The following is a 15,057-nucleotide window of genomic DNA, read 5'->3' as shown; positions in this document are numbered from 1 at the left end:
AGCTAAAAATGTGGTATTTCGCATGGATTCTGGGAACGCTTCTTGCCTGTTCGTTTGGGGTAATCACCGCGCTGGCGCTTGAGCACGTCGAATCAGGCAAAGCCGGTCAAGAAGACATCTGATGAGTAAAATTATCGCAACCTTGTATGCGGTAATGGACAAGCGCCCCCTGCGGGCGCTTTCCTTCGTGATGGCGCTTCTGTTAGCAGGATGTATGTTTTGGGACCCATCACGTTTCGCCGCGAAGACCAGTGAGCTGGAAATCTGGCATGGTTTATTGCTGATGTGGGCCGTGTGCGCCGGCGTTATTCACGGTGTGGGGTTCCGTCCGCAGAAGGTTCTTTGGCAAGGGATTTTTTGCCCATTGCTTGCCGATTTTGTGCTCATTGCCGGGCTGATTTTCTTCTTCTTTTAAATCAGAATTCTCTCTAAAAATTTATGGGCCATTAAAGGTCCATAAATTTTTACGCTCCCTTAACTTGCTCTCATTCCCAAACCTCATTCGCACGCGTATAGTAGCAGCGTTTAAAAGCTCTAACTTTTGTTGCATTACCGGGATGTAAAGTGAATACAACGCTGTTTCGATGGCCGGTTCGCGTCTACTATGAAGATACCGATGCCGGTGGTGTGGTGTACCACGCCAGTTACGTCGCTTTTTATGAAAGAGCACGCACAGAGATGCTGCGTCATCATCACTTCAGCCAACAGGCGCTGATGGCTGAACGCGTTGCCTTCGTGGTGCGTAAAATGACGGTGGAATATTACGCACCCGCGCGGCTCGACGATATGCTCGAAATTCAGACTGAAATAACATCAATGCGTGGCACCTCTTTGGTTTTCACGCAACGTATTGTCAACGCCGAGAATACTTTGCTGAATGAAGCAGAGGTTCTGGTTGTTTGCGTTGACCCACTCAAAATGAAGCCTCGTGCGCTTCCCAAGTCTATTGTCGCGGAGTTTAAGCAGTGACTGACATGAATATCCTTGATTTGTTCCTGAAGGCAAGCCTTCTGGTTAAACTTATCATGTTGATTTTGATTGGTTTTTCAATCGCATCCTGGGCCATTATTATCCAGCGGACCCGTATCCTTAACGCTGCGGCACGCGAAGCTGAAGCGTTTGAAGATAAATTCTGGTCTGGAATCGAACTTTCCCGCCTCTACCAGGAAAGCCAGGGAAAACGAGATAATCTCACGGGCTCGGAACAAATATTTTACAGTGGGTTCAAAGAATTTGTGCGTCTGCATCGAGCCAACAGCCATGCGCCGGAAGCGGTAGTAGAAGGTGCATCGCGTGCGATGCGTATTTCTATGAACCGTGAACTGGAGAATCTGGAGACGCACATCCCGTTCCTTGGCACGGTAGGTTCCATTAGCCCGTATATCGGTCTGTTTGGCACCGTTTGGGGGATCATGCACGCGTTTATCGCCCTTGGTGCGGTGAAGCAGGCAACATTGCAAATGGTTGCCCCTGGTATCGCAGAAGCGTTGATTGCGACAGCAATTGGTCTGTTTGCCGCTATTCCAGCGGTTATGGCTTACAACCGTCTCAACCAGCGTGTGAACAAACTGGAACTGAATTACGATAACTTTATGGAAGAGTTTACCGCGATTCTGCACCGCCAGGCGTTCACCGTTAGCGAGAGCAACAAGGGGTAAGCCATGGCCAGAGCGCGTGGACGGGGTCGTCGCGATCTCAAGTCCGAAATTAATATTGTACCGCTACTGGACGTACTACTGGTGCTGTTACTGATCTTTATGGCGACGGCGCCAATCATCACCCAGAGCGTTGAGGTCGATCTACCGGACGCTACAGAATCGCAGGCGGTGAGCAGTAATGATAATCCGCCGGTCATTATTGAAGTATCCGGTGTCGGTCAGTACACCGTGGTGGTTGAGAAGGAGCGCCTGGAACATTTACCACCAGAACAGGTGGTGGCGGAAGTATCTAGCCGTTTCAGGGCTAATCCGAAAACGGTCTTTCTGATCGGTGGCGCAAAAGATGTGCCTTACGATGAAATAATTAAAGCGCTGAACTTGTTACACAGTGCGGGTGTGAAATCGGTTGGTTTAATGACGCAGCCTATTTAAGCATCTGCGTTTTCCTTGCTTGAAAGAGAGCGGGTAACAGGCGAACAGTTTTTGGGAACCGAGAGTGTCAAAGGCAACCGAACAAAACGACAAGCTCAAACGGGCGATAATTATTTCAGCAGTGCTGCATATCATCTTATTTGCGGCACTGATCTGGAGTTCGTTCGATGAGAATATGGAAGCTTCAGCCGGTGGCGGCGGTGGTTCATCCATCGACGCGGTAATGGTTGATTCAGGTGCAGTCGTTGAGCAGTACAAACGCATGCAAAACCAGGAATCAAGCGCGAAGCGTTCTGAAGAGCAGCTCAAGATTAAGGAGCGGCAGGCCGCTGAAGAACTGCGTGAAAAACAAGCTGCGGAACAGGAACGCCTGAAGCAACTTGAGAAAGAGCGGTTAGCCGCTCAGGAGCAAAAGAAACAGGCTGAAGAAGCTGCCAAACAGGCCGAGTTGAAGCAGAAGCAAGCGGAAGAAGCAGCAGCGAAAGCTGCGGCAGATGCTAAAGCGAAGGCCGAAGCGGATGCCAAAGCAGCCGCAGAAGCTGCGAAGAAAGCGGCTGCGGATGCGAAGAAAAAAGCAGAAGCAGAAGCCGCCAAAGCTGCAGCTGAAGCGCAGAAAAAAGCCGAGGCTGAAGCCGCTAAAGCTGCTGCTGCGCTGAAGAAGAAAGCAGAAGCGGCGGAAGCCGCAGCAGCTGAGGCAAGAAAGAAAGCGGCTGCTGAGAAGGCTAAGGCCGAAGCTGAGAAGAAAGCTGCAGCAGAAAAGGCGGCTGCTGAGAAGAAAGCGGCTGCAGAAAAGGCGGCAGCTGAGAAGAAAGCGGCTGCAGAAAAGGCGGCAGCTGAGAAGAAAGCGGCTGCAGAAAAGGCGGCAGCTGAGAAGAAAGCAGCGGCAGAGAAGGCGGCTGCTGAGAAGAAAGCGGCGGCAGAAAAGGCCGCCGCAGAGAAAAAAGCTGCGGCGGCAAAAGCAGCTGCTGAAAAAGCCGCTGCAGCAAAAGCTGCCGCGGAGGCGGATGATCTTTTCGGTGAGCTAAGCTCCGGTAAGAATGCACCGAAAACCGGTGGTGGGGCGAAAGGCAGCAATGTTTCCTCTACCGGGAGTGGTAATACTAAAAGTAGCGCATCAGGCGCTGAGATTAATGACTACAAGAACCAGATTGCTACGGCTATAGCCAGCAGGCTCAACGACAAGTCATTGTATGTCGGGAAAACGTGCAGATTGCATATCAAACTGACTACAGATGGCACTGTACTTAGCGTTGAGTCAGAAGGTGGTGATGAAGCATTATGCCGGGCCGCGCTTGTCGCTGTTAATCAAGCAAAATTGCCTAAGCCACCGAGCCAGGCTGTATATGAGGTATTCAAAGATGCTTCTCTGAACTTTAAGCCGTAAGCAGAGCTATAGCAGTAACAATGGTTTGTTCTGATAGTTTTGTGTATTTGAGTTTGTTAACCTTCTGCTAAATTATCCTGAGCTATCTGTTCGGATAAGGGAGATACGATGAAGCAGGCATTACGATTAGCTTTTAGTTTTTTAATACTATGGACTGCTGCAGTGCATGCGACAGTCAGTATCGATATTACTGACTGGAATGACTCTGCGCGCCCTATTGGCGTAGTTCCTTTCCAGTGGGCAGGACCTGGTGCGGCACCTGAAGATATTGGCGGCATCGTTGCTGCAGACCTGCGTAACAGTGGTAAATTTAACCCGTTAGACCGCGCTCGTCTGCCACAGCAGCCGGGTAGTGCGCAGGAAGTGCAACCTGCTGCATGGTCTGCTCTGGGCATCGATGCCGTGGTTGTGGGACAGGTTACTCCGAATCCCGATGGTTCTTACAATGTCGCTTATCAGTTGGTTGACACTGGCGGCGCTCCGGGTACAGTACTTGCTCAGAATTCATACAAAGTTAACAAACAATGGCTGCGCTATGCTGGCCATACCGCCAGTGATGAAGTGTTTGAAAAACTAACCGGCATTAAAGGTGCGTTCCGTACCCGTATCGCCTACGTTGTTCAGACCAACGGCGGTCAGTTCCCGTATGAACTGCGCGTATCTGATTACGACGGCTACAACCAGTTTGTGGTTCACCGTTCTCCACAGCCGCTGATGTCTCCGGCATGGTCACCGGATGGTTCTAAACTGGCATATGTCACTTTTGAAAGTGGTCGTTCCGCGCTGGTTATCCAGACGCTGGCGAATGGTGCAGTACGTCAGGTCGCTTCTTTCCCGCGTCACAACGGTGCGCCTGCATTCTCACCAGACGGTAGCAAACTGGCGTTCGCTCTGTCGAAAACGGGTAGCCTGAACCTGTATGTTATGGATTTGGCTTCTGGTCAGATTCGTCAGGTAACGGATGGTCGCAGCAATAATACCGAACCAACCTGGTTCCCGGACAGCCAGAACCTGGCCTTTACTTCTGACCAGGCCGGTCGTCCGCAGGTTTATAAAGTGAATATCAACGGCGGTGCGCCTCAACGTATTACCTGGGAAGGTTCACAAAACCAGGATGCGGATGTCAGCAGCGACGGTAAATTTATGGTAATGGTTAGCTCCAATGGTGGGCAACAACACATTGCCAAACAAGATCTGGTAACGGGAGGCGTACAAGTTCTGTCGTCCACGTTCCTGGATGAAACGCCAAGTCTGGCACCTAACGGCACTATGGTAATCTACAGCTCTTCTCAGGGGATGGGATCCGTGCTGAATTTGGTTTCTACAGATGGGCGTTTCAAAGCGCGTCTTCCGGCAACTGATGGACAGGTCAAATTCCCTGCCTGGTCGCCGTATCTGTGATAATAATTAATTGAATAGTAAAGGAATCATTGAAATGCAACTGAACAAAGTGCTGAAAGGGCTGATGATTGCTCTGCCTGTTATGGCAATTGCGGCATGTTCTTCCAACAAGAACGCCAGCAATGACGGCAGCGAAGGCATGCTGGGTGCCGGCACTGGTATGGATGCGAACGGCGGCAACGGCAATGGCAACATGTCTTCCGAAGAGCAGGCTCGTCTGCAAATGCAACAGCTGCAGCAGAACAACATCGTTTACTTCGATCTGGACAAATACGATATCCGTTCTGATTTCGCTCAAATGCTGGATGCACACGCAAACTTCCTGCGTAGCAACCCGTCTTACAAAGTCACCGTAGAAGGTCACGCGGACGAACGTGGTACTCCTGAGTACAACATCTCCCTGGGTGAGCGTCGTGCGAACGCTGTTAAGATGTATCTGCAGGGTAAAGGCGTTTCTGCTGACCAGATCTCCATCGTTTCTTACGGTAAAGAAAAACCTGCAGTACTGGGTCATGACGAAGCGGCGTATGCCAAAAACCGTCGTGCGGTACTGGTTTACTAAGAGAATTGCATGAGCAGTAACTTCAGACATCATCTGTTGAGTCTGTCGTTACTGGTTGGCATAGCGGCCCCCTGGGCCGCTTTTGCTCAGGCGCCAATCAGTAGTGTCGGCTCAGGCTCGGTCGAAGACCGCGTCACTCAACTTGAGCGTATTTCTAATGCTCACAGCCAGCTTTTAACTCAACTCCAGCAGCAACTCTCCGATAATCAGTCCGATATTGATTCCCTGCGGGGGCAAATTCAGGAAAATCAGTATCAACTGAATCAGGTTGTAGAGCGGCAGAAACAGATTCTGTTACAGATGGATAGCCTCAGCAGCGGTGGTAGTACGACGCAGTCTACGGGCGGCGCTCAAAGCGGAGCGACTGCAACAACGACGCCAACGGCTGATGCAGGAACTGCAAACGCTGGCGCGGCAGTGAAAAGCGGCGATCCAAACACTGATTATAATGCGGCTATTGCGCTGGTGCAGGATAAATCTCGCCAGGATGATGCGATGGTGGCATTTCAGAATTTCATCAAAAATTATCCTGACTCAACTTACCTGCCAAATGCCAATTATTGGCTGGGACAGTTAAACTACAACAAGGGTAAGAAAGATGATGCTGCATACTATTTTGCTTCGGTGGTGAAAAATTATCCGAAGTCACCGAAGGCTGCTGATGCGATGTTTAAAGTTGGCGTCATCATGCAGGACAAAGGTGATACAGCAAAAGCGAAAGCCGTGTATCAGCAGGTTATCAGTAAATACCCTGGTACTGATGGCGCGAAACAGGCGCAAAAACGTCTGAACGCCATGTAATGCATAACCCGCGACCAGAAGTCGTGTTATTTCTGGTCGTGTCGTGTGAATCATAAGCAGTTGAGTGATCTGCATCGAAATTTTTGTTGCGCTCAAGTCTGAAATCAGTAATATATGCCGCCGTTGCCACGGGATATCAAACAAACCGAAAGCAATGCTAAAGTGGGTCGTTAGCTCAGTTGGTAGAGCAGTTGACTTTTAATCAATTGGTCGCAGGTTCGAATCCTGCACGACCCACCAATCGTAAAGATTGGAGCAGTAGTTAGTAGTATCCAGCGTAGTATCGGGTGATTAGCTCAGCTGGGAGAGCACCTCCCTTACAAGGAGGGGGTCGGCGGTTCGATCCCGTCATCACCCACCACTCGGGTCGTTAGCTCAGTTGGTAGAGCAGTTGACTTTTAATCAATTGGTCGCAGGTTCGAATCCTGCACGACCCACCAATCATAAAGATTGAAGCAGTAGTTAGTAGTATCCAGCACAGTATCGGGTGATTAGCTCAGCTGGGAGAGCACCTCCCTTACAAGGAGGGGGTCGGCGGTTCGATCCCGTCATCACCCACCACCGGGTCGTTAGCTCAGTTGGTAGAGCAGTTGACTTTTAATCAATTGGTCGCAGGTTCGAATCCTGCACGACCCACCAGTGTAAAAAGGCGCCCTAAAGGCGCCTTTTTGCTATATACGTCTTTTTGCATCCCCTCTTAAGACTCACCAGGATCGTTTTACTTTATAAGTACGGATTCGTTCTGTTATTTCGCAGAAAACGGGTTAAATATGCATATCTGCTAATAATTAGATGAGTGAACTTTTATGGCTGAGAATATTAAGCAATTCATTGATTTTCTTATCAAAGCTAAACAAAGCACGTATGCAAATTCCAATAGCGCAGTGATGACACTTGCACCACTTACTGGGGCAAAACTCCATGAATATGAACAAGGAGCGCTATTCTACAGGGACATTTATTACGGTTTTTTACAGTTTACTGGGCAGGAAGTTATTTATCAGAGAGAAACAGCGGTATGGTCTATGAGCTATTCCGGTAAATGTTTTCTGGATAAAGACTCAGAAAGTATCTACGGTTTTTTACGTCAGGCGCTATTGCAATCGACTCGGGATATGCCATTCCGTGGCCCATTTGAATTCAATAGCGAAAATGATCTGCGATATGTTAACTGCTATAGCGGCAACTTTGACTTTTTCAGTGGTGAAGAACAGATATGGCATAACAACATGTTAGCCTACAAGCTTTACTATTCAGGAGGGTGGGTAAACTAATCAGCCATCAAATAATAGGCCATGACATTTCCCTATCAATCGACTATCTTGTTTAGCATACAAAACAAACAAACCGATTATGGCAAGTTTTCACGCTTTATATCGGTTTAATAGTTAAGCCTATAAAACGAGATGGCAAAATGAGCGTGATGTTTGATCCTGAAGCCGCAATATATCCCTTCCCACCGAAGCCGACACCGTTAAGCATTGATGAAAAAACGCATTACCGTGAAAAAATAAAACGGCTGTTAAAAGAACGTAATGCGGTGATGGTCGCCCACTACTATACCGATCCCGAAATTCAACAACTGGCGGAAGAGACCGGCGGCTGCATTTCCGATTCGCTGGAAATGGCTCGTTTTGGCGCACAACATTCCGCGTCTACGCTGTTAGTCGCTGGGGTGAGATTTATGGGAGAAACCGCCAAAATCCTCAGCCCGGAAAAAACAGTGTTGATGCCAACCCTTCAGGCCGAATGTTCTTTAGATTTGGGGTGCTCCATTGATGAATTCAACGCATTTTGCGATGCCCACCTCGATCGTACTGTCGTTGTTTACGCTAACACTTCTGCCGCGGTAAAAGCTCGTGCGGACTGGGTGGTGACTTCAAGTATTGCCGTTGAACTGATTGATCACCTGGATAGTTTGGGTGAAAAAATAATCTGGGCGCCGGATAAACATTTGGGGCGTTACGTGCAAAAACAGACTGGTGCAGACATCTTGTGCTGGCAGGGAACCTGTATCGTTCATGATGAGTTTAAGACTCAGGCATTAACCCGCTTGCAAAAACAGTACCCTGATGCTGCCATATTGGTGCATCCTGAATCACCACAATCCATCGTTGAGATGGCAGATGCGATCGGTTCAACAAGTCAGCTGATCAACGCCGCGAAAACGTTGCCGCACCAGCAACTCATTGTGGCGACCGACCGGGGTATCTTCTATAAAATGCAGCAGGCGGTACCTGATAAAGTACTGTTGGAAGCGCCAACCGCAGGTCAGGGCGCGACCTGCCGCAGTTGCGCACATTGTCCGTGGATGGCCATGAATGGCCTTCAGGCTATTGTTGAGGCGTTGGAACAGGGAGGAAGCAAACACGAAGTCCATGTTGAAGAAATGCTGCGAGAGAGGGCGCAGGTACCACTCAATCGTATGCTGAATTTTGCGGCTACACTACGTGCATAACTGACAATAAGGCATCACGCTACGCTTTGGGGGAAAGATGGATTTTTTTAGCACGCAGAACATTCTGGTTCATATACCGATCGGCGCAGGCGGTTACGATCTTTCATGGATTGAAGCGATAGGGACCATTGCAGGTTTACTTTGCATTGGACTCGCCAGTATGGAGAAGATCAGCAACTACTTTTTTGGTCTGCTCAACGTTACTCTGTTTGGTATTATTTTCTTTCAAATTCAACTCTATGCCAGTTTGCTGCTGCAGGTGTTTTTCTTTGCAGCCAATATTTACGGCTGGTATGCCTGGTCGCGACAAACCGGTCAGAATGAAGCTGAGTTGAAAATTCGCTGGTTGCCATTGCCGAAGGCTTTAACCTGGCTGACGATCTGCGTGGTTGCTATTGGTTTGATGACGGCATTTATCAATCCGGTATTTGCGTTCCTGACCCGCGTGGCGGTAATGATCATGCAAGCGCTGGGGTTACAGGTCGCTATGCCAGACTTACAACCGGATGCATTCCCATTTTGGGATTCATGCATGATGGTATTATCTATTGTGGCAATGATTCTGATGACACGGAAATATGTCGAAAACTGGTTGCTGTGGGTCATCATTAACGTGATCAGCGTGGTGATCTTCGCATTGCAGGGCGTGTATGCCATGTCGCTGGAGTACCTGCTCCTGACTTTTATTGCTCTGAATGGCAGCCGGATGTGGATCAACAGCGCACGCGAGAGAGGTTCACGCGCGCTATCCCATTAATGGTGATGATGTGAATGGCCGGATGCTCCTTGGTTAAGGTGGCAATCCGGTCCGCGGCAAGGCTGGTACTCCATCTGGACGGTGGCGTGTTCAATCTGATAATGCTCCATCAGATAATGCTGGATCTGTTCCAACAAAGCGTCGTGATCGTGTGGTGGAATTACCTGTACATGCAACGTCATCAGCGGCTTCTCCCCCACCATCCATACATGCACATGATGCACATTGCGCACTTCCGGGATTTCCCTGCACATACGGCGCTTAAGTTCAGCAATATCCAGCGAAACTGGCGCACCTTCAAGTAATTCATTCACGCTATCTTTCAATAACCGCCAGGCGCTGCGCAAAACCAGAAGCGACACGAGGATAGAGAGAATTGGGTCGGCAGGCGTCCAGCCAGTCCAGATAATAATTAATGCGGCGACGATGGCGCCAACAGACCCCAGCAGATCGCCCAATACATGCAGTGCCGCTGCACGTACGTTGAGATTTTTTTCTCCACTGCCGCGATGAAGCAACCAGAAGGAAAGCACATTTGCCAGCAGTCCAGCTACCGCAATCGTCATCATCATGCCGCCTTCGACCGGGCGCGGCATACGAAAACGCTCTATTGCCTCCCAGACAATCAAAATTGTAATTACCACTAATGCAATGGCATTCACAAACGCGGCGAGGGTGGTCAGCCTTAACCAGCCGAAAGTATGGCGAATGGTAGGTGGGCGACGAGAAAATTGTACGGCAAGCAGGGCGAAAAGCAGAGCCGCAGTATCAGTAAGCATGTGTCCGGCATCGGCCAGCAGGGCCAGAGAACCAGAAAGAAAACCGCCGATGACCTCTATTAACATGAAACCAGCGGTTACGCAGAAAGCATACAATAAGCGGCGAGCGTTATTATCTTCTGGCAAGTGTGAGGACGAATGTGAGTGTGCCATGACGAGTCATCCCTTAATTAATCTCACTTAACTTTATGACATCATACTGCTTTTAGAAGGGAAAAATTAAAAGGGAGGGATTTCACACTCTCAATATTGGCTATTTTGCAGAATTACTGCGTAGTATCGACTTCTGTTCGCGACCAGTGAAGGCTGAAAGGGGACTGAAACAATGTGGTTGTTCAGAGGATGTTCTTGTTTTTCTCGTTATGTCAGATAACTGTTTTTCAACAGTACATAGGCTATTGAATGGCAGACAACGGCTTAAGATTTCAGTTAAAAGAATAAATCCAGCATATAATATTAAAAAATTAATAAACAGAGTATGTTTTGTTAGGCATTGTGAAATACAGGTCATTTTTCGCAACATTCTGGCGTTTTTCTTGCTAATTCTAGGATTAATTCGTTCATAGTGTAAGACCCCGTTTACACATTCTGACGGAAGATATAGATTGGAAGGATTGCATTCACCAAAATAAGTATGGCAACTCTGGAACAGACATGAATTATCAGAACGACGATTTACGCATCAAAGAGATCAAAGAGTTACTTCCTCCTGTCGCATTACTGGAAAAATTCCCCGCTACCGAAAATGCTGCCACTACAGTTGCTCATGCCCGTAAGGCGATCCATAAGATCCTGAAAGGTAACGATGAGCGCCTGTTAGTGGTGATTGGTCCGTGTTCTATTCATGACCCCGTCGCGGCTAAAGAGTACGCAACTCGCTTGCTGGCGCTGCGTGAAGAGCTGAAAGATGAGTTGGAAATTGTTATGCGCGTCTATTTTGAAAAGCCGCGCACCACAGTGGGCTGGAAAGGGCTGATTAACGATCCGCATATGGATAACAGTTTCCAGATCAACGACGGTTTACGCATTGCTCGTAAATTGCTGCTTGATATTAACGATAGCGGCCTGCCAGCAGCGGGGGAATTTCTCGATATGATTACCCCGCAGTATCTCGCGGACCTGATGAGTTGGGGCGCAATTGGCGCACGTACAACAGAATCGCAAGTTCACCGCGAACTTGCTTCGGGCCTTTCTTGTCCGGTCGGATTCAAAAATGGTACTGATGGTACGATAAAAGTGGCTATCGATGCGATTAACGCTGCAGGTGCGCCGCACTGCTTCCTGTCTGTGACAAAATGGGGTCATTCGGCGATTGTGAATACCAGCGGTAATGGCGATTGCCATATCATACTGCGTGGCGGGAAAGAGCCCAACTACAGTGCGAAACACGTTGCCGAAGTGAAAGAAGGGTTGAACAAAGCAGGGTTGCCGGCGCAGGTGATGATCGATTTCAGCCACGCTAACTCGTCCAAACAGTTTAAAAAACAGATGGATGTTTGCGCCGATGTTTGCCAGCAGATTGCCGGTGGCGAAAAAGCCATTATTGGCGTGATGGTTGAAAGCCATCTGGTGGAAGGCAATCAGAGCCTGGAAAGCGGTGAGCCGCTGGCCTATGGCAAGAGCATCACCGATGCCTGCATTGGCTGGGAAGATACCGATGCTCTATTACGTTCACTGGCGAATGCCGTAAAAGCACGTCGTGGATAAGGTTTAATTTTCGGATGCGCCACCAGAGTGGCTTATCTGGTGAATCACCGTAGGCCTGATAAGACGCGTAGCGTCGCATCAGGCAATGTGCTTTATTGTTAGCGATGAAAAATAAAAAAGCCGACTTACTTTCAGTCGGCTTTATCATTTGAAACAACGGCTACGCTTACTTCGCTTTACCCTGGTTGGCTACTGCCGCAGCTTTCGCCGCGATTTCGTCAGCATTACCCAGATAGTAACGTTTCAGTGGTTTGAAGTTCTCGTCGAATTCATAAACCAGCGGTACGCCAGTCGGAATATTCAACTCAAGAATCTCTTCTTCGCTCATGTTATCGAGATATTTCACCAGCGCACGCAGAGAGTTACCATGGGCAGCGATGATCACGCGCTCTCCGCTCTTCATGCGCGGGAGAATAGTTTCATTCCAGTAAGGAATCACCCGGTCAATAGTCAACGCCAGGCTTTCAGTCAGCGGTAACTCTTTCTCGCTCAACTTAGCATAACGCGGATCGTGTCCCGGGTAACGTTCATCATCTTTAGTCAGTTCCGGCGGAGTCACCGCAAAACCACGACGCCATTGTTTCACCTGCTCGTCGCCATATTTTTCTGCGGTTTCCGCTTTGTTCAGCCCCTGCAACGCACCGTAATGACGTTCGTTGAGTTTCCAAGATTTCTCAACGGGCAGCCATGCCTGATCCAGTTCGTCCAGTACGTTCCACAGAGTATGGATTGCACGTTTCAGGACGGAGGTGTAAGCAAAGTCAAAGCTGTAACCTTCCTCTTTCAGCAGTTTGCCTGCTGCTTTTGCTTCGCTTACGCCTTTCTCAGACAGATCTACATCATACCAACCAGTAAAGCGGTTTTCTTTGTTCCACTGACTTTCGCCGTGACGAACCAGAACCAGCTTAGTTACAGCCATATACTTACTCCTCAAACTATTTTTAATGATAATAATTCTCATTATATTGCCGATAGCCACACACGGCAATGCTTAGGTATAACAATAGCGAAAATGGTGATTCAATGTAAGTCAACTGTAAACAAATGATTGCATTTTGGTGTGAACTTGAGCATCTGGCGGAAAAAGTGCTACGGCCGCAGAAAGAATGTAAAGGGGTGACTAACTCTTTTGTACCATTCAGACATATAGCTACTACGTATTTTTATTAAAAATAAATTCACGTTATAAATAATTTAATTCCGTCATGTGGATCATCTAATTGATGGAAATGTGAAAGCAATCATATTTAAAGGTCAATTAAACGTAATTTATGACACTTATCTATTACCGGCTTTTCAGGTTAACAGGTAAGCTAGCAGTAATTGAGACATATCACCTATGTACTGAGGACTGTAAGTAATAACGCCTGATTAAAGGAATGAAAGGGGAAGGAAATGAATAAAAAAATTTATCTGTTTTGTTCAGCCGGTATGTCAACATCATTGCTGGTTTCAAAAATGCGGCAGCAGGCTGAAAAATATCAGGTGCCCGTATACATTGAGGCATTTTCTGAAACTTTCGCAGTAGCGAAAGGACCGAAGGCTGATGTCATTTTGCTTGGACCGCAAATTGCCTATTTGCGTGAAGATATTCAAAAATTATTACCCAATAAACCAGTAGAAGTCATTGATAGTCAATTGTATGGCAAGATTGATGGTTTAGCTGTATTAAAATTTGCAGTTGCTATTATTAAAAAATCATTAATTTAATTTTTCGTCAAAGAGTAATTTCATTTCATATAGCATCACGATGAACTCATTTTAAAGGGTGATCAAAAATGAACAGCGCCATAAATTCGCTGGAAAGAATAATTTTACCCTTCGCGGTAAAATTAGGTAAGCAGGTACATGTAAATGCAATAAAAAATGGATTTATTCGACTACTACCATTAACGCTTGTAGGAGCGTTATTTGTCCTGATCAATAATGTGTTTTTAAATTTTGGTGAAGGTTCTTTTTTCTGGTCACTGGGCGTTCGTCTGGATGCCGGAACCATAGCAACTCTCGACGGTTTAAAGACTACTGGCAACAGCGTGTATAACGGTACGCTCGGCATAATGTCTCTATTGACACCATTCTTTATTGGGATGGCATTGGCTGAAGAGCGCAAGGTTGATCCTATCGCCGCCGGTTTACTTTCAATTGCAGCATTCATGACAGTTACTCCATTCAGCGTCAATAATGTTGCGGCTATCGGCACTAACTGGTTGGGCGGCACCAATATTATTTCTGGTATTATTATTGGACTCGCAGTTGCAGAGATTTTCACCTTTGTAATGCGCAGAAAATGGATTATCACCTTACCGGCGAGCGTCCCTTCATCGGTGTCCCGTTCATTTAGCGCCTTGATTCCGGGCTTTATTATTCTATTGATTGCAGGCCTGATATCCTGGGGATTATCTCTGTTGGGTACGCATTTCCACCAGTTGATTATGAATAGTATATCCACGCCACTCGCCTCTTTAGGTGGTGTTGTCGGTTGGGCATATGTCATTTTGAATACGTTACTCTGGTTCTTTGGGGTTCACGGTGGCCTGGCGCTGACTGCATTAAATAGCGGAATAATGGCGCCGTGGGGAATGGAGAATATGGATATTTATACCCAGTATGGTTCGGTTGAGGCGGCACTGGCGCGACTCTGGGGTTAATTATTGCAATTTTTATTGCTTCACGCCGGGCCGACTACCGTCAGGTTGCGAAACTGGCATTACCATCAGGATTATTTGAAATTAACGAGCCGATCTTATTCGGTCTCCCAATTATTATGAATCCGATCTTGATGATCCCATTCGTTTTGATCCAACCTATTCTCGCAGCCCTGACTTTAATTGCGTATTCTTTGGGGTTGATTCCCCCATCAACCAACTTTGCTCCCTGGACAATGCCACCAGGATTAGGCGCTTTTTTTAACTCTAATGGCAGCGTCGCGGCATTAATTATGGCGCTATTCAACCTGGCAGTAGCGACTTTAATTTATTTACCGTTTGTTGTTATTGCTAACAAAGCACAGCATGAAATTGAAGAAGAGGAAAGTGAAGAGGATATTGCAGCAGCGTTAAAGTTTTAATCTTGCAATATTAGCAACGCTCCGACACAGGCGGAACGTTGCTTTAACCGG

At 47.7% G+C, this 15,057-nt stretch carries 16 protein-coding genes, 5 tRNA genes and 1 pseudogene; 20 read left to right on the top strand and 2 right to left on the bottom strand.

Annotated features, from left to right (window positions below; genetic code table 11):
* The first annotated feature begins 8 nt into the window (after positions 1 to 8).
* The 17 genes from cydX to pnuC all read left to right on the top strand — a co-directional run bounded on the left by cydX (position 9) and on the right by pnuC (position 9,453).
* Positions 9 to 122, top strand: coding sequence for a cytochrome bd-I oxidase subunit CydX (cydX, locus tag EA14781_RS05280; protein WP_000270282.1), 114 nt, complete (start codon positions 9 to 11; stop codon positions 120 to 122).
* Positions 122 to 415 (top strand): cyd operon protein YbgE, encoded by a 294-nt coding sequence (ybgE, locus tag EA14781_RS05275; RefSeq protein WP_000034598.1) that lies wholly within the window; start codon positions 122 to 124, stop codon positions 413 to 415. Before cydX ends, ybgE begins: the two co-directional genes overlap by 1 nt.
* Positions 416 to 564: 149 nt before the next feature.
* Complete coding sequence (ybgC, locus tag EA14781_RS05270; protein ID WP_001098384.1) at positions 565 to 969, top strand: tol-pal system-associated acyl-CoA thioesterase; 405 nt, start codon at positions 565 to 567, stop codon at positions 967 to 969.
* On the top strand, positions 966 to 1,658 hold the full coding sequence (gene tolQ, locus EA14781_RS05265) for a Tol-Pal system protein TolQ (RefSeq protein ID WP_000131314.1): 693 nt from the start codon (positions 966 to 968) through the stop codon (positions 1,656 to 1,658). The genes ybgC and tolQ overlap by 4 nt, the downstream gene beginning before the upstream one ends.
* A 3-nt stretch (positions 1,659 to 1,661) precedes the next feature.
* The gene (tolR, locus tag EA14781_RS05260; protein ID WP_000090090.1) at positions 1,662 to 2,090 is read left to right on the top strand and encodes a colicin uptake protein TolR; all 429 of its coding nucleotides are present in this window, start codon (positions 1,662 to 1,664) and stop codon (positions 2,088 to 2,090) included.
* A gap of 64 nt (positions 2,091 to 2,154) precedes the next feature.
* Complete coding sequence (gene tolA, locus EA14781_RS05255; RefSeq protein ID WP_000030551.1) at positions 2,155 to 3,474, top strand: cell envelope integrity protein TolA; 1,320 nt, start codon at positions 2,155 to 2,157, stop codon at positions 3,472 to 3,474.
* A gap of 108 nt (positions 3,475 to 3,582) precedes the next feature.
* The gene (gene tolB, locus EA14781_RS05250) at positions 3,583 to 4,875 is read left to right on the top strand and encodes a Tol-Pal system beta propeller repeat protein TolB (protein ID WP_000806390.1); all 1,293 of its coding nucleotides are present in this window, start codon (positions 3,583 to 3,585) and stop codon (positions 4,873 to 4,875) included.
* Positions 4,876 to 4,909: 34 nt separating this feature from the next.
* On the top strand, positions 4,910 to 5,437 hold the full coding sequence (gene pal / locus EA14781_RS05245) for a peptidoglycan-associated lipoprotein Pal (RefSeq protein ID WP_002430199.1): 528 nt from the start codon (positions 4,910 to 4,912) through the stop codon (positions 5,435 to 5,437).
* A gap of 9 nt (positions 5,438 to 5,446) precedes the next feature.
* Entirely contained in the window at positions 5,447 to 6,238 is a 792-nt protein-coding gene (gene cpoB / locus EA14781_RS05240) for a cell division protein CpoB (RefSeq protein WP_000097556.1), read from the top strand.
* A 164-nt stretch (positions 6,239 to 6,402) separates the two neighbouring features.
* A tRNA-Lys gene (locus tag EA14781_RS05235) sits at positions 6,403 to 6,478 on the top strand.
* Positions 6,479 to 6,523: 45 nt separating this feature from the next.
* Positions 6,524 to 6,599, top strand: a tRNA-Val gene (locus EA14781_RS05230).
* 3 nt (positions 6,600 to 6,602) lie between these two features.
* Positions 6,603 to 6,678 (top strand) — tRNA-Lys (locus tag EA14781_RS05225).
* A 45-nt stretch (positions 6,679 to 6,723) separates the two neighbouring features.
* A tRNA-Val gene (locus EA14781_RS05220) sits at positions 6,724 to 6,799 on the top strand.
* Between the two features lie 2 nt (positions 6,800 to 6,801).
* Positions 6,802 to 6,877 (top strand) — tRNA-Lys (locus EA14781_RS05215).
* 167 nt (positions 6,878 to 7,044) lie between these two features.
* Positions 7,045 to 7,512, top strand: coding sequence for a DUF5680 domain-containing protein (locus EA14781_RS05210; RefSeq protein ID WP_000829609.1), 468 nt, complete (start codon positions 7,045 to 7,047; stop codon positions 7,510 to 7,512).
* A 140-nt stretch (positions 7,513 to 7,652) separates the two neighbouring features.
* Positions 7,653 to 8,696 carry a quinolinate synthase NadA gene (gene nadA, locus EA14781_RS05205; RefSeq protein ID WP_000115327.1) on the top strand — a complete coding sequence of 348 codons (1,044 nt, stop codon included), beginning with the start codon at positions 7,653 to 7,655 and terminating at the stop codon, positions 8,694 to 8,696.
* Between the two features lie 37 nt (positions 8,697 to 8,733).
* Positions 8,734 to 9,453: a nicotinamide riboside transporter PnuC gene (gene pnuC, locus EA14781_RS05200; protein WP_000345385.1), complete on the top strand. Its 720-nt coding sequence runs from the start codon at positions 8,734 to 8,736 to the stop codon at positions 9,451 to 9,453.
* Here the strand turns inward: pnuC and zitB are convergent.
* Positions 9,450 to 10,385: a CDF family zinc transporter ZitB gene (gene zitB / locus EA14781_RS05195; RefSeq protein ID WP_000951306.1), complete on the bottom strand. Its 936-nt coding sequence runs from the start codon at positions 10,383 to 10,385 to the stop codon at positions 9,450 to 9,452. The genes pnuC and zitB overlap by 4 nt on opposite strands.
* A 501-nt stretch (positions 10,386 to 10,886) precedes the next feature.
* Here zitB and aroG point away from each other — a divergent pair.
* Positions 10,887 to 11,939, top strand: coding sequence for a 3-deoxy-7-phosphoheptulonate synthase AroG (aroG, locus tag EA14781_RS05190; protein ID WP_001109222.1), 1,053 nt, complete (start codon positions 10,887 to 10,889; stop codon positions 11,937 to 11,939).
* 166 nt (positions 11,940 to 12,105) lie between these two features.
* On the opposite strand, the gene gpmA is transcribed toward aroG, so the two are convergent.
* Positions 12,106 to 12,858, bottom strand: coding sequence for a 2,3-diphosphoglycerate-dependent phosphoglycerate mutase (gene gpmA / locus EA14781_RS05185; protein WP_001295305.1), 753 nt, complete (start codon positions 12,856 to 12,858; stop codon positions 12,106 to 12,108).
* 476 nt (positions 12,859 to 13,334) lie between these two features.
* Between gpmA and EA14781_RS05180 the strand changes: the two genes are divergently transcribed.
* Positions 13,335 to 13,649 carry a PTS sugar transporter subunit IIB gene (locus EA14781_RS05180; protein WP_001035188.1) on the top strand — a complete coding sequence of 105 codons (315 nt, stop codon included), beginning with the start codon at positions 13,335 to 13,337 and terminating at the stop codon, positions 13,647 to 13,649.
* Between the two features lie 68 nt (positions 13,650 to 13,717).
* Positions 13,718 to 15,006: pseudogene (gene celB / locus EA14781_RS05175) on the top strand (PTS cellobiose transporter subunit IIC).
* The last annotated feature ends 51 nt before the right edge of the window (positions 15,007 to 15,057 follow it).

This window comes from Escherichia albertii NBRC 107761 = DSM 17582 (assembly GCF_000759775.1).
GTDB classification, from domain to species: Bacteria; Pseudomonadota; Gammaproteobacteria; order Enterobacterales; family Enterobacteriaceae; genus Escherichia; species Escherichia albertii.
Note: the sequence above shows the minus strand (reverse complement) of the source record. Positions and strands in the feature narration are given on the sequence as shown.

What these genes read in the sequence shown, in the direction of transcription:
- cydX (WP_000270282.1), top strand. Translation starts at nt 9, where the DNA reads ATGTGGTATTTCGCATGGATTCTGGGAACGCTTCTTGCCTGTTCGTTT.
- ybgE (WP_000034598.1), top strand. Translation starts at nt 122, where the DNA reads ATGAGTAAAATTATCGCAACCTTGTATGCGGTAATGGACAAGCGCCCC.
- tolR (WP_000090090.1), top strand. Translation starts at nt 1,662, where the DNA reads ATGGCCAGAGCGCGTGGACGGGGTCGTCGCGATCTCAAGTCCGAAATT.
- tolB (WP_000806390.1), top strand. Translation starts at nt 3,583, where the DNA reads ATGAAGCAGGCATTACGATTAGCTTTTAGTTTTTTAATACTATGGACT.
- pal (WP_002430199.1), top strand. Translation starts at nt 4,910, where the DNA reads ATGCAACTGAACAAAGTGCTGAAAGGGCTGATGATTGCTCTGCCTGTT.
- cpoB (WP_000097556.1), top strand. Translation starts at nt 5,447, where the DNA reads ATGAGCAGTAACTTCAGACATCATCTGTTGAGTCTGTCGTTACTGGTT.
- EA14781_RS05210 (WP_000829609.1), top strand. Translation starts at nt 7,045, where the DNA reads ATGGCTGAGAATATTAAGCAATTCATTGATTTTCTTATCAAAGCTAAA.
- nadA (WP_000115327.1), top strand. Translation starts at nt 7,653, where the DNA reads ATGAGCGTGATGTTTGATCCTGAAGCCGCAATATATCCCTTCCCACCG.
- pnuC (WP_000345385.1), top strand. Translation starts at nt 8,734, where the DNA reads ATGGATTTTTTTAGCACGCAGAACATTCTGGTTCATATACCGATCGGC.
- zitB (WP_000951306.1), bottom strand. Translation starts at nt 10,385, where the DNA reads ATGGCACACTCACATTCGTCCTCACACTTGCCAGAAGATAATAACGCT.
- aroG (WP_001109222.1), top strand. Translation starts at nt 10,887, where the DNA reads ATGAATTATCAGAACGACGATTTACGCATCAAAGAGATCAAAGAGTTA.
- gpmA (WP_001295305.1), bottom strand. Translation starts at nt 12,858, where the DNA reads ATGGCTGTAACTAAGCTGGTTCTGGTTCGTCACGGCGAAAGTCAGTGG.
- EA14781_RS05180 (WP_001035188.1), top strand. Translation starts at nt 13,335, where the DNA reads ATGAATAAAAAAATTTATCTGTTTTGTTCAGCCGGTATGTCAACATCA.